Source organism: Citrobacter europaeus, from assembly GCA_020099315.1.
Classification (GTDB): Bacteria; Pseudomonadota; Gammaproteobacteria; order Enterobacterales; family Enterobacteriaceae; genus Citrobacter; species Citrobacter europaeus.
On sequence record CP083650.1, the window covers coordinates 3,214,904 to 3,229,876 of the forward strand.

A 14,973-nucleotide genomic window follows, 5' to 3' on the forward strand; every position below is an offset into this window, starting at 1 on the left:
GCACTCATCATGCCGGGGTTTTGTTTTTTCTGCCGTAGCTGGTTAAGAATTATTTCTTCACGCGACCCGGGAATTTCATTTCGCTATAACGAACAAAATGGGTTCCTTTCGTCAGCTTATAGCCAAACCAAATAATCAGGAACAGCGGGATACCGATATAGGTTGCCATCACGCCGCCCCAGTCAATGCTGTCTTTCAGGAACGCTTCGTAGTTCTGGCCGAGAGTGATAATCAGACACAGCACAAAGGCGAAGATCGGACCCAACGGGAAGAAGCCAGAACGGTACGGCAAATCCTTCACATCGTGACCCTGCAGCACATAACCACGACGGAAGCGATAGTGGCTAATGGCGATCCCCAGCCAGGCGATAAAGCCCGTCATCCCGGAGGTATTCAGCAGCCACAGGTACACGGTCTGGTTGCCAAACATCGAGGTCAGGAAGCACAGCCCCGCCACCACGGTGGTCGCATACAGCGCGTTACGCGGAACGCCGCCACGAGACAGTTTACCGAAAATGCGCGGCGCTTTACCGTCGCATGCCAGGGTGTAAAGCATACGCGTGGAGGCGTACATCCCGGAGTTACCCGCAGACAACACCGCCGTCAGGATAACCGCGTTCATCACCGCCGCCGCAGACAGCAGACCCGCATGTTGGAATACCAGCGTGAATGGGCTAACGCTGATGTCTTTCACGTCGTTGCGCAGCAGGCTCGGATCGGTGTACGGAATGATCAGGCTAATAATCAAAATCGCGAACACATAGAACAGCAGGATTCGCCAGAACACCTGACGTACCGCACGTGGAATATTCTTTTCAGGATCTTCAGATTCGCCTGCCGCGATACCGATAAGCTCCGTACCCTGGAAGGAGAAGCCGACGATCATCGCCACGCCAATCATCGCGGCAAAGCCACCGGCAAACGGTGCATCACCGGTCGTCCAGTTACTCCAGCCCACCGGCTGAGCGCCTTTGAAGATACCGAAAATCATCATCACGCCAACCACGATGAAGATAATGACGGTGGTAACTTTGATCAGTGAGAACCAGTATTCCGCTTCACCAAATCCGCGAACGGAAATGTAGTTCAGCAGGAAGATAACGCCGAGGAACAGTGCGCTCCAGATCCAGCCTGGCGTGTCCGGGAACCACCAGCTCATCACCAGCTGTGCGGCCACCAGGTCAACGGCAATCGTTACCGCCCAGTTGTACCAGTAGTTCCAGCCCAGCGCGAAGCCAAAGCCTTCTTCTACGTAGTTCTGACCGTAGGTGGAAAACGAGCCGGAAACCGGCATATAGGCAGCCAGTTCACCGAGGCTGGTCATCAGGAAGTACACCATCAGACCGATCAATATATAAGAGAACAACGCGCCGCCAGGACCCGCCGCAGAAATAGTTGCACCAGATGCAACAAAAAGACCTGTACCGATGGAGCCTCCAATGGCAATCATCGTCAGGTGACGCGCCTTCAGTTCACGACGTAGCGTGGGCGCTTCTGTGGTTTTAGTTTCGGAAACCATGTGAAAATGCTATCCATCCAAAAAATGAGGCGCGATTGTAGCAGACGAAATGGCATTCTTCCGGCACAAATACGCAGTTATAAGAGACCTTCATGACTGGCCGCGGATTATAAGTAAAGCAGAAAATGGGCGACGCAAGGCGGATAAAACGTAACCGCCAGCATGCTTAGAGGGACCTTTCGACAATCAGCGCTTTAATCGCCCAGTTCTACCTGGTCGCTGTAATGTAAAAAACGCGTAATGGCATTAGAGATATGTTTTTGCCGGTGATGAACGCGCCAGAGAGTGCGGACTAAACGCGGCAGCGGCACAGGAACTTCGCTCAACGTACCCGCCTGTAACTGCTCCGCTATAACCCGGCGCGACAAACAGCTGATCCCGAGACCATGGCGCACCGCATGCTTAATGGCCTCCGAGTTACCCAACTCCATTGCCATCTGAAATCTCGGCAGATGGGACAGCAGCAGGTAATCCACCAGTTCGCGCGTACCCGATCCTCGCTCGCGCAGGATCCACGGCGAAGCCGCCAGCTGTTCCAGCGTAACGGCCCCCTTTGTGAGCGGTGACGAGGGTGCGGCAAACACCACCAGCTCGTCTTCCAGCCACGGTTCAGAGATGATTTCCGTGTTGTGACACGGCCCTTCGATCAGCCCAATGTCTACCCGAAAATCCAGCACCGCATTGATTACGTCCTGGCTGTTGCCCACGCTAAGCTCCAGCGGCAAATCAGGGAAATCCTGGCGATAACGGGCGATCATGGCGGGCAAAATGTAGTTGCCAATAGTGCTACTGGCGTAGACCCGAATAGCACCATTATCTTCGCGAAAAAGCTGTTCGATTTCGATCGTTTGCTCAAGCAGCGCCAGCGCGCGTGGATAAAGCAAGCGCCCGTGCTCGTTGACCACCAGCCGTTTGCCCACACGGTCAAACAGCTGCACGCCAAGTTGCCCTTCGAGATCGGTTAGCGCCGCACTCACCGCCGACTGCGACAATGCCAACATGACAGACGCCTGGGTCGTTGAGCCGCTTTTTAGTACCTCAGCAAACACTTCAAGTTGTCGCAGGGTGATATGCATAGTCGTTTTCCACCGGATATCCGTTACTTATACCCTAAATAATTCGAGTTGCAGGAAGGCGGCCAGAGAGAGCATCCCCGGGAGCGTACTTAAGTACGTGACTGAGGTGAACGAGCGCAGCCAACGCACATGCAACCTGAAGTATGACGGGTATACCACTTATATAGATTAATTATAAATATATAATCAATTTTATTTTTAAACCACTTCGCCGTACTCTTTTACCCAGATAAAGGAGAAGGATATGACAGAACTCACCTTGCAGACTCATCGTCGTACAGCGTGGCATTTTATTCCGGGGCTCGCCCTGAGTGCAGTTATCACTGGGGTCGCCTTATGGGGTGGATCCATTCCCGCCGTCGCAGGTGCCGGGTTCAGCGCCCTCACCTTAGCTATTTTGTTGGGGATGGTTCTCGGCAACACCGTCTATCCGCACATCTGGAAAAGCTGTGACGGCGGCGTGCTGTTTGCTAAACAACATTTATTACGTCTGGGGATTATCCTCTACGGTTTCCGCCTCACCTTCGCGCAAATTGCTGACGTCGGCGTCAGCGGTATCGTGATTGATGTGTTAACGCTAAGCAGTACCTTTATGATTGCCTGCTTCCTGGGGCAGAAAGTGTTTGGTCTGGACCGCCACACCAGCTGGCTGATTGGCGCGGGGAGCAGCATTTGTGGTGCCGCCGCCGTGCTGGCAACCGAACCGGTGGTGAAAGCGGAAGCCAGTAAGGTAACCGTCGCTGTCGCTACCGTGGTGATCTTCGGTACCATCGCTATCTTCCTGTATCCGGCGATGTATCCGCTGTTGGCGCACTGGTTTAGTCCAGAAACCTACGGCATTTACATTGGCTCCACCATGCATGAAGTAGCACAGGTAGTGGCTGCAGGGCACGCCATTAACCCGGATGCGGAAAACGCCGCGGTTATTGCCAAAATGCTGCGCGTCATGATGCTGGCACCGTTCCTCATCCTCCTGGCCGCTCGCGTAAAACAACTGTCTCCGGCCACAGGCGGTGAGAAGAGCAAAATCACCATTCCATGGTTTGCCATCCTGTTCATTGTGGTCGCGATTTTTAACTCGTTCCACCTGCTGCCGCAGTCGGTAGTGAACATGCTGGTAACGCTGGACACTATTTTGCTGGCAATGGCGATGGCTGCCCTGGGGTTGACCACTCACGTTAGCGCGCTGAAAAAAGCCGGTGCCAAACCGTTACTGATGGCCCTGCTGCTGTTTGTCTGGCTGATTGTGGGTGGTGCTGCGATTAACGTCGCTGTCCACGCCCTGATGGCATAAACGATCACGACTCACCTCCATTAACCCGCTATACTCTCCCTTTTTGTATTTGAGTATGGCGGGTTAAATTTATGAAATATATCGGAGCGCACGTAAGCGCCGCTGGCGGTCTGGCTAACGCCGCTATTCGAGCCGCAGAAATCGAAGCGACCGCATTCGCCCTGTTCACCAAAAATCAGCGCCAGTGGCGTGCCGCGCCGCTGACCACCGACATCATTGATGATTTCAAATCCGCTTGCGAGAAGTACCACTATACTTCCGCCCAGATCCTGCCTCACGATAGTTACCTGATTAACCTCGGTCACCCGGTCAGCGAAGCGCTGGAAAAATCCCGCGATGCGTTTCTCGATGAAATGCAGCGCTGTGAACTGCTTGGCTTATCCCTGCTGAACTTTCACCCAGGCAGCCATTTGATGCAGATCCCTGAAGATGAATGTCTGGCGCGCATTGCCGAATCCATCAACATCGCCCTCGCTCAGACTCAGGGGGTGACGGCAGTTATCGAAAATACCGCCGGACAGGGCAGTAATCTTGGCTTTAAGTTTGAGCACCTTGCCGCCATTATCGACGGCGTCGAAGATAAATCCCGTGTCGGCGTTTGTATTGATACCTGCCATGCCTTCGCCGCCGGATACGATTTGCGTTCCGCCGAGGAATGCGAAAAGACGTTTGCGGAATTTGAACGTATTGTCGGCTTTAAGTATCTGCGCGGTATGCACCTGAACGACGCCAAGAGCGCATTTGGCAGTCGCGTTGACCGTCACCACAGCTTAGGTGAAGGCAATATTGGCCACGATGCCTTCCGTTGGATCATGCAGGACAATCGTTTTGACGGCATTCCGCTGGTACTGGAAACCATTAATCCGGATATCTGGGCAGAAGAGATTGCCTGGCTGAAAGCCCAGCAAACAGAAAAAGCGGTGGCATAATCATGAACGACAGGGAAAAGCAGATCCTTAAGATCCTGCGTCGCAATCCGTTGATTCAGCAGAATGAAATCGCCGATATTCTGCAGATAAGCCGTTCACGCGTCGCTGCGCATATTATGGATTTAATGCGTAAAGGTATGATCAAAGGTAAAGGTTATATCCTTACCGAACAGGATTATTGCGTGGTTGTTGGGGCGATCAATATGGATATTCGTGGTGTGGCAGACATCCATTATCCTCAGGCCGCCTCTAACCCTGGCAGCATTCACTGCTCGGCAGGTGGCGTAGGACGTAATATCGCCCACAACCTTGCGCTGCTGGGTCGTGATGTCCACTTAATTTCCGCTGTTGGCAGTGACTTCTATGGCGAAACATTGCTGGAACAAACGCGTCAGGCTGGTGTTAACGTTTCCAGTTGCATACGTCTGCATGGACATAACACCTCAACTTACCTGTCGATCGCTAATCAGCAGGAAGAGACCGTACTGGCAATCAATGATACCCATATCCTGCAACAATTGACGCCGCAGTTGTTGAACGGTTCGCGAGATTTGATTCGTCATTCCGGTGTTGTACTGGCAGATTGCAATCTCACCGCCGAAGCCATTGAGTGGGTCTTCACTATAGCTGATGATATTCCGGTATTCATTGACACCGTTTCAGAGTTCAAAGCGGCAAAAATGAAGACCTGGTTTACGCGCATTCATACGTTGAAACCCACGCAAAAAGAGCTGGCGATTCTGTGGGGGCAACCTATCTATTCAGATGCCGATCGCATACTGGCCGTCAATAGTCTCCATCAACAGGGGGTAAAACGGATCTTTGTCTGCCTGGAAGATGAATCCGTGTTTTGCAGCGAAAAGGACGGGGAACAATTTTTACTGACCCCTCCTGAGCATACGGTTGTTGACAGTTTTGGCGCCGATGACGCATTTATGGCGGGATTACTGTACAGCTTTCTGGAAGGGAGCGAGTTTCGTGAAAGCGCTCACTTTGCCATGGCCTGCGCGGCGCTATCGCGAGCCAGCGTCAGTATCAACAACCCAACCCTCTCAGCAGATAACGCCTTGTATTTGCTACAAACAGCTTAAATGTCATGCCGGATGGCGCTACGCTTATCCGGCATGATTCTCGCTATGCTATACCGATAAAGAAACCGGCTATGGTGGCGCTCATCAGGTTTGACAACGTTGCTGCTGCCAGCGCCCGCATTCCAAGCTGCGCGATTTCCGGGGCTCGCTGGGGTGCTATCGCCGAAAACGCGCCGACAACAACGCCAATCGAACCAAAGTTAGCGAAACCGCACAGTGCAAACGAGATAATCGCAATGGTCTTCACATCCAGTGTCCCGCCGGTTTGCAGATACGGTGAGAAGTTGAGATACGCGACAAACTCGTTGATTGCCAGTTTCTGTCCGATCAGGCTACCTGCCAGCGTCGCATCGCTCCAGTCCACCCCCATAATCCACGCCAACGGGGCTAATACATAACCAAAGATCCCTTCCAGAGTGGCGTGTCCAAAACCAAACCAACCGCCAATCCCGCCGATAATGCCGTTAATCAGTGCGATAATGGCGACAAATGCCATCACTACCGTCGCCACGCCAGCGGCAATTTTCAGCCCGGTCATCGCCCCGCTCGCCGCTGCCTCGATGATGCTTTTCGGCGGCGTTTCAGTAAATGACAGATTCTCAAAGGTGACTTGGGATTCTTCAGTTGCCGGACTCAACATACGCGCGAACAAAATACCGCCCGGGATTGCCATCAACGATGCCGCCAGCAGGTAGTCAATCGGAACGCCCATTCCAGCGTAACCAATCATCATTGAGCCAGCAATCGAGGCCATCCCACTGCAGATAGCGGTAAACAGCTCATTGCGATTCAGCCGGTCAATAAACGGTTTCACGATTGCCGGGATCTCGTTTTGCCCGAGGAAAATCGTGGTAACTGCGACAAATGACTCGATTTTACTGATGTTCAAGGCTTTCTGGAAAATACCGCCGAGGATGCGGATCAACAGCCCCATCACGCCAATGTAGTAGAGCAGACTGATTAATGCAGTCACAAAAATGATGGCCGGGAGCACACGAAAGGCGAAGATAAACCCGGCTCCGTCAAACAACACATCCATTTTTGGCCCGACCAGGGAGCCAAAGATAAATGCGCTACCCGCATCACTATATGACATTACCTTGTGGACACCGAGAGCGGCCTGTTCAACCAGCCATTTTCCCGGTGGGAAATACAGCATGATGCCGCCAATTGCAATTTGCAGTACCAGTGCTGCTCCGACCGTACGCAGACTAATACGCTTTTTATTTACTGACAGCAGAAACGCGATGGCCAGTAATACCACCATACCCACTACACTTCTCATTATATCCATAATGAAATTCCCTTCATGCCAGGAAACCCGGCGTTATCGCCAGGTTTTGGTAGGTTTGATATTCGCGGGCGACCGCATGCTGCCCGGAAAATTCTGTCAGGCGAGACGTTGATACTCCTTCGCAATTTCACAGGCCAGTACCGCGTTGTTGAACACCAGTTGAATATTTGATTTCAGGCTGTCACCACCGGTCAGCTCCGCAACTCGCGCCAGCAGGAACGGCGTACTCTCTTTGCCCACAACCCCCTGCTCTTCCGCTTCTTTCACCGCCCGATCGATTGCCGCATTTATTTTCTCCTCTGCCATCGCAAACTGTTCTGGGATTGGGTTCGCAACAACCAGACCGCCGTCAAGACCCGTTTGCCATTTCACCGCCATCGCTCGGGCAATCTCTTTTGCGCTGTCCAGACGGATACTGACCTCAAACGGACTGGTACGGCAGAAAAACGCCGGCAACGCGTTGGTCTGATATCCAATTAATGGCACGCCAAAAGTTTCTAAATATTCGGTCGTTAAACCGAGATCAAGAATAGATTTCGCTCCTGCACAAATAACCGTGACATTGGTATGCGCCAGTTCTTGCAGATCTGCAGAAATATCAAAGGTATGTTCAGCACCACGATGAACACCACCAATGCCTCCCGTTGCAAATACTTTAATTCCAGCCAGTGCGGCAATAATCATGGTTGAGGCAACAGTCGTTGCACCATTTTTTCCTGCCGCGACCACAAACGGTAAATCACGACGACTGACTTTAGTAACGCTATGACCTTCTCTTCCAAGCAATTCAATTTCATCTTTGCTTAAACCAACTTTCATTACCCCGCCAATAATGGCAATGGTTGCAGGAACTGCTCCATGCTTACGAATAGTTTCTTCTACTTCAATCGCTGTCTGGGCATTTTGCGGGAATGGCATACCATGAGAAATAATGGTTGATTCAAGTGCAACAATCGGTTTTTTACTGTTTAATGCTTCCTGTACTTCTGGAGATATTTGTAATAATTCAGAGGAAAGAGTTAATTCAGACATTCTGTGTTCTCCACTATTGAGCTAACATTCGCAACAGACAAATCAGGATTATTGGTATATTCACAGGCTAACGCCATTGATGAACAACCCTGAGCAAATCGAACCGAATCAATAAAAGGCATACCGTCTAGCCAGCAGGAAGCCAGTCCAGCCATCATTGCATCGCCTGCCCCGGTAACATTAATGACGTGAGTTTTAATCGGCGGCGACCAACCACTATTCCCCGTAATATCGCTGTAATAAACGCCGTCCCCCCCCATGCTGAGCACCAGCCGATTTAAGCCGCGATCGTGAAACCACGCGGCGACGCTGCCAACGTCATCACGCCCGGAAAGCGCAATACCACTCAGCGTTTCGGCTTCAAGGCGGTTTGGTTTGAGGGTGTGGATTTGTCCCAGACGCTCGCGAATTTTGACGCACTTCCATGCCGACACAGGGTCAACAAACACCGGAACATCCCCGGCATTTTCCAGTACCCATGCCATGGCGTCTTCGCTGATATTGCAATCGGCGACGATCACTTTCGCCTGCCGAATAAAATCATAATGCTGCGATAAAAACGCTGCTGAAATATGTTCGGTAATGCTCATATCATTAATGGCCACCAACATTTCGCCGGTGTTATCAAGCAGTGATAAATAACTGGATGTATTCTCTCCGGAAACGATAAGGCACTTATCAACATGAACTCCGGATTGATTGGTTTGCGCCAATAACGATTGCCCGTAAAAATCATTACCAACCGCCGTTAGCAGCCAGGAATTTTTACCCAATAGCGCGAGATTATGTGCAATGTTACGCCCAACGCCTCCTGGGGTGAATTTTATCTTCCCTGGATTTGAATCCGCATAATTTAGAGAAGCATGCGAACACCCGGCAACATCCATATTGGCCGAGCCAATAGTTACTATGTATTCCTTTTCACGCATAGCACGTCCCCTGGCAATTAACTTGCCACAAATGAGTTCGTTAAAAATAACCAACGCCACACACCAGGTTATTAGAGCAAATGTTCACTATCAAACATGTGTTCATAGTAAGCGTGTTTTTGATAAAGTAAATCCATCTGCAAGACCTAAAACCAATAGATATGAACAGAATCACAATTTTTTATAGATACAGTTTGTCAGGAGGAGAGAAAATGAGAGGTAGTACACAAATCAAGCAGGATGAAAAGTATCACTCCGGCATAACCGGAGATTTTTCAGGTGTGCCCGGTGAACAGGCGCATATCAGGTAAGCGAAACCAAATCTTCCGGCATATGGTTGTACAAAATCCGCCAGAAGTGCTCTGCGGTTTTATTTAACCGGGTATCCATCCGGTAAATGTAAGCCTGAATAGGCACCATCAACTCCGGCGTCTGCAGACAAACCAGCCGCTTATCACGCAGTTCGTTCACGATAGTCCATGCCGGCAGCCAGGCGATACCATGCCCATCCAATGCCATATTTTTCAATAACTCACTCATTGAGGACATAAACAGCGTACGAGCTGAGATACCGCCCACTTCCGCCAGATGACGGTTTACCAATCTTCCCATGTATGATGTGCTGGTATAATTCAGAATCGGCGCCTGCGGCTGATAGATATCAAACAACGCCTTACCCTGCGCATCAGCAGCACATACGGGATACAGTTCAGACTCAAAAACCTTCAAGCCGCAGAAAGGTGACTGCATTAAGTCCTCATCCCGAAAGGAGAAAATAAAATCACTTTTTCCCTCGCGCAGAGTATTCACCGCCTGAACCACATCAATAGCTTCGACGTGCCAGACAAACTCCTCCCCCCAGGCCGCCATTGAGTGCACTAATCTGGGCAACATCGTCAGTGACAAAGAATGTGCTGCCGCTATTTTGATATTGGGTACCCCAAGCAGATTGTGGCCGCTTAGCTCATCCAGATTGCACTCCAGCTGTTGCAGCAAGCTACGGGTTTGCGAATGGAATAGCTTGCCCTCCTCCGTGAGTTGCAGTGGGCTCGTCGTGCGATCAAAAAGCAGTACACCCACGGCAGATTCCAGCGCTTTGATCCTCCGGCTAAATGCCGGTTGAGATATGTTGCGCTCCTCAGCCGCCTGGGAAAAATGACGACACGCTTCCAGCGTCAGAAAGTCATATAACCATTTTGTCTCAATGTTTTTCATGCCTGTCACACAGATATTTAAATATGCCAATGAGTCTTCAGCATCATGCCTGAATATTTGCGCGGATGACATTCATCAACAGCACCTGGTGATTCGTTTTTTGCATCATACCTTCGTTTTTAACATTAACATGTTTCTCTCCCAATCGGCCACAATCGCTTCTCCACCGCAATACGTCAGGCCTATGGCTCAAAACCAGCCTGCAGAGGTGGCAAAACAAATCGCAGCTATGCGGTTTTTGCATTAAACCATACATTATTGCATTTCTCCTCACGTCTCACTGCTGTTAAACATTATCTACAGACACACCCCTGCTCTGAATATTAATGATCGGTGAAATTGAGGTATATATTGTGAAAGGTTTAATTGGCGTATTAGGTGGTATGGGGCCTGCTGCAACGGTCGATCTATTTAATAAATTCGTTACTTTTACTGCAGCACAGCGCGACCAGGAACATATCCCGTTAATTATTTCCTCTATCCCGGACATACCTGACCGAACCGATGCGTTAATGCATCATGGTCATTCCCCACTTCCGGCCATGCGCGATTATATGCATAAACTCGAAGATGCTGGCGCCGAGTGTATTGTGATCCCCTGTAATACCGCCCACTTTTGGTTTAATGAATTAAAAGAGTGCTGCCATACAGAACTGCTCAGTATCGTTGAAACGACCATCAACGAGGTTAAAAACTGTGGAAAAACGCGTATCGGACTGCTCGCCACCAACGCCACATTGTACATGGGCCTCTATCAAAAAGGCATTGAATCTCTTGGGCTAACCTGCATCAGTCCTGACTCTGCCAGTCAGGAAAAAGTGATGGAAAGCATCTATTGCTTAAAGGCCGGTGATGCTAAGCGGGCGCAAGTATTGATGAATGAACAAGCTCAAGCACTCTTCTCACGCGGTGCACAAGTCATCGTACTGGGATGTACTGAAGTTCCCGTCATACTTGCTGAAGCAATCAAAACGTCACCTGAAAAATATATTGACTCAACCGGTTCGTTAGTTCGTGCCGGTATTAAATGGTACGAGAAACGCGTTGGCAAAAATCATCTTTTGGCACAATGAAAGCCAACACATGGTTAATTATTGCATTAAATAAACATCCATTTTAATAACGAATTATTCTCTGGCGGAGGCCATTATGATTTGGCTGGAAATTATCGTAGTGTTGGGCGCAATATTTTTTGGCATCCGCCTCGGCGGAATTGGTATCGGTTTATGTGGCGGACTGGGACTGGCTATATTAACGTTGGGATTTGGGCTGCAAATTGGTTCTCCCCCCGTTGACGTTATTCTCATTATTATGACAGTGGTAGTGGCGGCATCAGCGCTACAGGCCGCCGGAGGTATGGATTATCTGGTTCGCGTTGCCGGTAATTTCATGCGTCGTAATCCTAAGTATATCAACATTATTGCGCCGATCATCACCTGGTCGATGACCATTATGGCGGGAACAGGATTTATCGTCTTTTCGACTCTGCCGGTAATTGCCGAAGTTGCCAAAGAGTCAGGTATCCGCCCTTCCCGTACGCTCGCAGGATCCGTAGTCGCCTCTCAGGTGGCGATATCCGGTTCACCGATCAGTGCCGCAATGGCGGCGATGCTGACCATTATGGAAGGCAACGGCGTCAGCTTTATTCAGGTCATGGCGGTATGTCTGCCAGCCTCGTTTGTCGCCGCGATGGTCGCCGCTTTTATCGCCTCACGTCAGGGATGCGAACTACAGGATGATGAAGTCTATCTGGAGCGCTTGCAAAAAGGTTTGGTGCGTAAATATGAAGGGCAGAACAGCACCACGCCGGGAGCCAGATTATCAGTCGCCCTGTTTATGCTGGCAACGGTCGTCATCGTTATTCTTGCCGCATGTCCTCAACTACGCCCCGGATTCGATGCAGGTAACCCAATGAATACCCGGGATATTATCATTATCTGCATGCTGGCTGACGCGTGCCTGATGGTGGTGCTGTGCAAAACATCAACCGACGCGATTGTCCTGACATCCACGTTCCGTGCGGGTATGAGTTCGCTGGCGGTCATTCTGGGGATTGTTACGCTGGGCACAACTTTCATTGATGCCCACTTAACGGGAATTAAGGATATCGCGGGCGATATTCTACGGGCTTATCCAATGCTGCTGGCGCTGGTGCTGTTTGGTACCTGCGCGCTTCTCTATTCGCAGGGAGCTACCACGCCGCTGATTATCCCTCTCGCCGTCGCGCTCGGCGTACCCACATGGGCGATTCTGGCTTCCTACGTAGCAGTAACTGGCGTGTTTGTTCTACCAACTTACCCCACTTCGCTGGCGGCCATGGAGTTCGACACCACCGGGACAACGCGCGTGGGTAAGTATGTCTTAAACCATCCGTTTATGTTGCCAGGGCTTGGTGGGATCATCGCGGGCGTTGCCTTTGGTTTTATCATCGCGCCAATGATTGCCTGACCCGTTTGATCCAGGGGTGCGAATAAATTTCGCCCCCTGAATGATTACATATCTGGCCAGCTCACCACATCAAAACCGTCTTACCTTTATCTATTTGCTTCACATCGCTGCTCTTAATCACGCGGTGATAGCCATAGGCGTCAGCGTATTTTGTCAGTCCTGTCCCGGAGTCTTGCTCAGGCTTTCCTTGCGTCTCTATCGTTGAACCTGACGTTGTTGTCATCACCCAGGTGGTTGAGCACCCCGTAAGCAGCAGTGTCGCGAGTGACAGAGAGGCAACAATGAGCGTTTTTTTCATATTCGATTTCCGTGATCAGTTTGATTTAAGGGCACTTTATCGAATTTGCTTAAGGCTGGATGGATTATTGTGGCGATGCTGCAACGGTATGGGTAAATGCATAAAAAAGGGGCAGAGAAGTCTCTGCCCCGGCTATCAACGTTTAATCAGGCTGCCTTTGCCATAACCTCTGCTTCCGGGCGTTTCAGCACCGCGTAGGAGAGACCGGCGACCAGCGTACCGGCAATAATAGCCAGCAGGTATCCTACCACCGGCGTGATTGCGCCAGGGATTAACAGCACAAACAGACCGCCATGCGGCGCCATCAGCTTAGCCCCTACCGCCATCGAGATAGCACCGGTAATCGCGCCGCCAACGATACAGCAAGGCAGAACGCGCATTGGGTCACGGGCAGCGAACGGGATTGCCCCTTCGGTGATAAAGCACAGGCCCAGCACCAGCGCAGCTTTACCGCCTTCCTGCTGAGCTTTGTCGAATTTACGACGCGCAACCAGCGTTGCCAGACCCAGCGCCAGCGGAGGCACCATACCTGCCGCCATAATGGCCGCCATCGGCGCATAGGTTTGCGTACTCAGCAGGCCCACACCGAAAGCATACGCCGCTTTGTTAACCGGACCACCCATGTCGGTACACATCATGCCGCCAAGAATCGCCCCAAGCAGTACCGCATTCGCTGTACCCATGGTTTGCAGCCAGTGGGTCAGACCTTCCAGAATGCCGGCTACCGGTTTACCGATCAGGTAGATCATAGCCAGACCCACCACCAGGCTTGAGAGCAGCGGAATGATCAGGATCGGTTTCAGCGCTTCCATACTCTGTGGGAGTTTCAGCTTCGTGCTGATGAGCTTCGCCACATAACCGGCAAGGAAACCGGCAATAATCCCGCCAATAAAGCCAGAACCGGTGCTCACCGCCAACATACCACCGATAAGACCTGGCGTCAGACCCGGACGGTCAGCGATAGAAAACGCGATATAACCCGCCAGAACGGGCACCATCAGCGCAAACGCTGAACCGCCACCAATCTGCATCAGCGCCGCTGCCAGCGTCCCCTGCTCTTTGAACGCTTCAATACCAAAAGCGAATGAGAGTGCAATACACAAACCACCGGCAACCACCATCGGCAGCATGTAGGACACGCCTGTCAGCAGGTGACGATACGCACCCGCGCTTTCTTTCTTACCTTCTGTTGCTGAAGCCTGTGCTTTACCGGTTGGCTGGTACGGCGTTGCTTCTTCCAGCGCTTTGTCCAGTTCCTGCTTGGTTTTCTTCAGCGCAAGGCCAGTAGAAGTACGGTACATGGGTTTTCCGGCAAACTTCGCCAGATCAACTTCAATGTCAGCCGCTACAATCACCAGATCCGCCTGAGCCACCTCTTCCGGCGTAATGGCATTGCCTGCGCCAACAGAACCTCGGGTTTCAACCTTCACCCACCAGCCACGTTTTTTCGCTTCTGTTTCAATAGCTTCAGCGGCCATAAACGTATGGGCTACGCCGGTCGGACAAGCCGTCACCGCCACCACGCGTTTTGGACCACTGCTGGCCACAGGCGCTGTCGCAACCGGGGCGCTGTAAGGTTTTGCATGGCCTTTCGCTTCGCTGAGGAAGAGTTCCGGATGCGCTACCGCACGACCAATGTCGCCCAGCCAGACCTTTTTGCCGTTCAGCGAACTGTCGGCAGGAAGCGTGTCGCCCAGAACAATTGCCAGTTCGGCGTCATTAGGATTATCAATAATTTCCAGATGTGCTTTCTGCGCCGCCGCTCCAAGCAGGGTTTTCGCCATGTAAGCGCGAGCCTGGCCGAGATTAGCGTCAATAATCAGCAGCGTTTTCATTATGCCTCTCCTG

13 protein-coding genes are annotated in these 14,973 nt (G+C 51.3%); 5 read left to right on the forward strand and 8 right to left on the reverse strand.

From position 1 onward, the window contains the following. Positions 1-49 precede the first annotated feature (49 nt). Together lysP and LA337_15275 are read right to left on the reverse strand one after the other, a co-directional pair. Positions 50-1,519 (reverse strand): lysine-specific permease, encoded by a 1,470-nt coding sequence (lysP, locus tag LA337_15270; GenBank protein ID UBI14542.1) that lies wholly within the window; start codon positions 1,517-1,519, stop codon positions 50-52. A gap of 194 nt (positions 1,520-1,713) precedes the next feature. Then, positions 1,714-2,595: a LysR family transcriptional regulator gene (locus LA337_15275; protein UBI14543.1), complete on the reverse strand. Its 882-nt coding sequence runs from the start codon at positions 2,593-2,595 to the stop codon at positions 1,714-1,716. 244 nt (positions 2,596-2,839) lie between these two features. Here LA337_15275 and LA337_15280 point away from each other — a divergent pair, with 244 nt between their 5' ends. The 3 genes from LA337_15280 to LA337_15290 all read left to right on the forward strand — a co-directional run bounded on the left by LA337_15280 (position 2,840) and on the right by LA337_15290 (position 5,909). Beyond that, positions 2,840-3,889, forward strand: coding sequence for a YeiH family protein (locus LA337_15280; GenBank protein ID UBI14544.1), 1,050 nt, complete (start codon positions 2,840-2,842; stop codon positions 3,887-3,889). A gap of 71 nt (positions 3,890-3,960) precedes the next feature. Beyond that, positions 3,961-4,818 (forward strand): deoxyribonuclease IV, encoded by an 858-nt coding sequence (nfo, locus tag LA337_15285; GenBank protein ID UBI14545.1) that lies wholly within the window; start codon positions 3,961-3,963, stop codon positions 4,816-4,818. Between the two features lie 2 nt (positions 4,819-4,820). Continuing rightward, positions 4,821-5,909 carry a sugar kinase gene (locus tag LA337_15290; GenBank protein UBI14546.1) on the forward strand — a complete coding sequence of 363 codons (1,089 nt, stop codon included), beginning with the start codon at positions 4,821-4,823 and terminating at the stop codon, positions 5,907-5,909. A 43-nt stretch (positions 5,910-5,952) separates the two neighbouring features. On the opposite strand, the gene LA337_15295 is transcribed toward LA337_15290, so the two are convergent. The 4 genes from LA337_15295 to hypT all read right to left on the reverse strand — a co-directional run bounded on the left by LA337_15295 (position 5,953) and on the right by hypT (position 10,379). Next, entirely contained in the window at positions 5,953-7,203 is a 1,251-nt protein-coding gene (locus LA337_15295; GenBank protein UBI14547.1) for a NupC/NupG family nucleoside CNT transporter, read from the reverse strand. 96 nt (positions 7,204-7,299) lie between these two features. After that, entirely contained in the window at positions 7,300-8,235 is a 936-nt protein-coding gene (locus tag LA337_15300) for a pseudouridine-5'-phosphate glycosidase (protein UBI14548.1), read from the reverse strand. Continuing rightward, positions 8,223-9,164: a pseudouridine kinase gene (locus LA337_15305; GenBank protein ID UBI18484.1), complete on the reverse strand. Its 942-nt coding sequence runs from the start codon at positions 9,162-9,164 to the stop codon at positions 8,223-8,225. Before LA337_15305 ends, LA337_15300 begins: the two co-directional genes overlap by 13 nt. A gap of 303 nt (positions 9,165-9,467) precedes the next feature. Beyond that, positions 9,468-10,379 carry a hypochlorite stress DNA-binding transcriptional regulator HypT gene (gene hypT, locus LA337_15310; protein ID UBI14549.1) on the reverse strand — a complete coding sequence of 304 codons (912 nt, stop codon included), beginning with the start codon at positions 10,377-10,379 and terminating at the stop codon, positions 9,468-9,470. Between the two features lie 353 nt (positions 10,380-10,732). On the opposite strand from hypT, the gene LA337_15315 reads away from it, so the two are divergent. After that, positions 10,733-11,452, forward strand: a complete 720-nt coding sequence (locus LA337_15315) for an amino acid racemase (protein ID UBI18485.1) — start codon at positions 10,733-10,735, stop codon at positions 11,450-11,452. A gap of 76 nt (positions 11,453-11,528) precedes the next feature. Then, the gene (locus tag LA337_15320; GenBank protein ID UBI14550.1) at positions 11,529-12,827 is read left to right on the forward strand and encodes an anaerobic C4-dicarboxylate transporter; all 1,299 of its coding nucleotides are present in this window, start codon (positions 11,529-11,531) and stop codon (positions 12,825-12,827) included. A 61-nt stretch (positions 12,828-12,888) separates the two neighbouring features. Here LA337_15320 and LA337_15325 read toward each other — a convergent pair whose 3' ends face one another. Continuing rightward, on the reverse strand, positions 12,889-13,125 hold the full coding sequence (locus tag LA337_15325; GenBank protein ID UBI14551.1) for a YgdI/YgdR family lipoprotein: 237 nt from the start codon (positions 13,123-13,125) through the stop codon (positions 12,889-12,891). A 146-nt stretch (positions 13,126-13,271) separates the two neighbouring features. Beyond that, a complete protein-coding gene (fruA, locus tag LA337_15330; protein ID UBI14552.1) occupies positions 13,272-14,960 on the reverse strand; it encodes a PTS fructose transporter subunit IIBC in 1,689 nt (562 codons plus the stop codon). Positions 14,961-14,973: the final 13 nt, after the last annotated feature.

Bases quoted from the DNA above. Each gene is read 5' to 3' on its own strand.
- LA337_15300 (UBI14548.1), bottom strand. From the start codon at position 8,235: ATGTCTGAATTAACTCTTTCCTCTGAATTATTACAAATATCTCCAGAA.
- LA337_15305 (UBI18484.1), bottom strand. From the start codon at position 9,164: ATGCGTGAAAAGGAATACATAGTAACTATTGGCTCGGCCAATATGGAT.
- LA337_15290 (UBI14546.1), top strand. From the start codon at position 4,821: ATGAACGACAGGGAAAAGCAGATCCTTAAGATCCTGCGTCGCAATCCG.
- LA337_15295 (UBI14547.1), bottom strand. From the start codon at position 7,203: ATGGATATAATGAGAAGTGTAGTGGGTATGGTGGTATTACTGGCCATC.
- nfo (UBI14545.1), top strand. From the start codon at position 3,961: ATGAAATATATCGGAGCGCACGTAAGCGCCGCTGGCGGTCTGGCTAAC.
- LA337_15275 (UBI14543.1), bottom strand. From the start codon at position 2,595: ATGCATATCACCCTGCGACAACTTGAAGTGTTTGCTGAGGTACTAAAA.
- lysP (UBI14542.1), bottom strand. From the start codon at position 1,519: ATGGTTTCCGAAACTAAAACCACAGAAGCGCCCACGCTACGTCGTGAA.
- LA337_15325 (UBI14551.1), bottom strand. From the start codon at position 13,125: ATGAAAAAAACGCTCATTGTTGCCTCTCTGTCACTCGCGACACTGCTG.
- LA337_15280 (UBI14544.1), top strand. From the start codon at position 2,840: ATGACAGAACTCACCTTGCAGACTCATCGTCGTACAGCGTGGCATTTT.
- hypT (UBI14549.1), bottom strand. From the start codon at position 10,379: ATGAAAAACATTGAGACAAAATGGTTATATGACTTTCTGACGCTGGAA.
- LA337_15320 (UBI14550.1), top strand. From the start codon at position 11,529: ATGATTTGGCTGGAAATTATCGTAGTGTTGGGCGCAATATTTTTTGGC.
- fruA (UBI14552.1), bottom strand. From the start codon at position 14,960: ATGAAAACGCTGCTGATTATTGACGCTAATCTCGGCCAGGCTCGCGCT.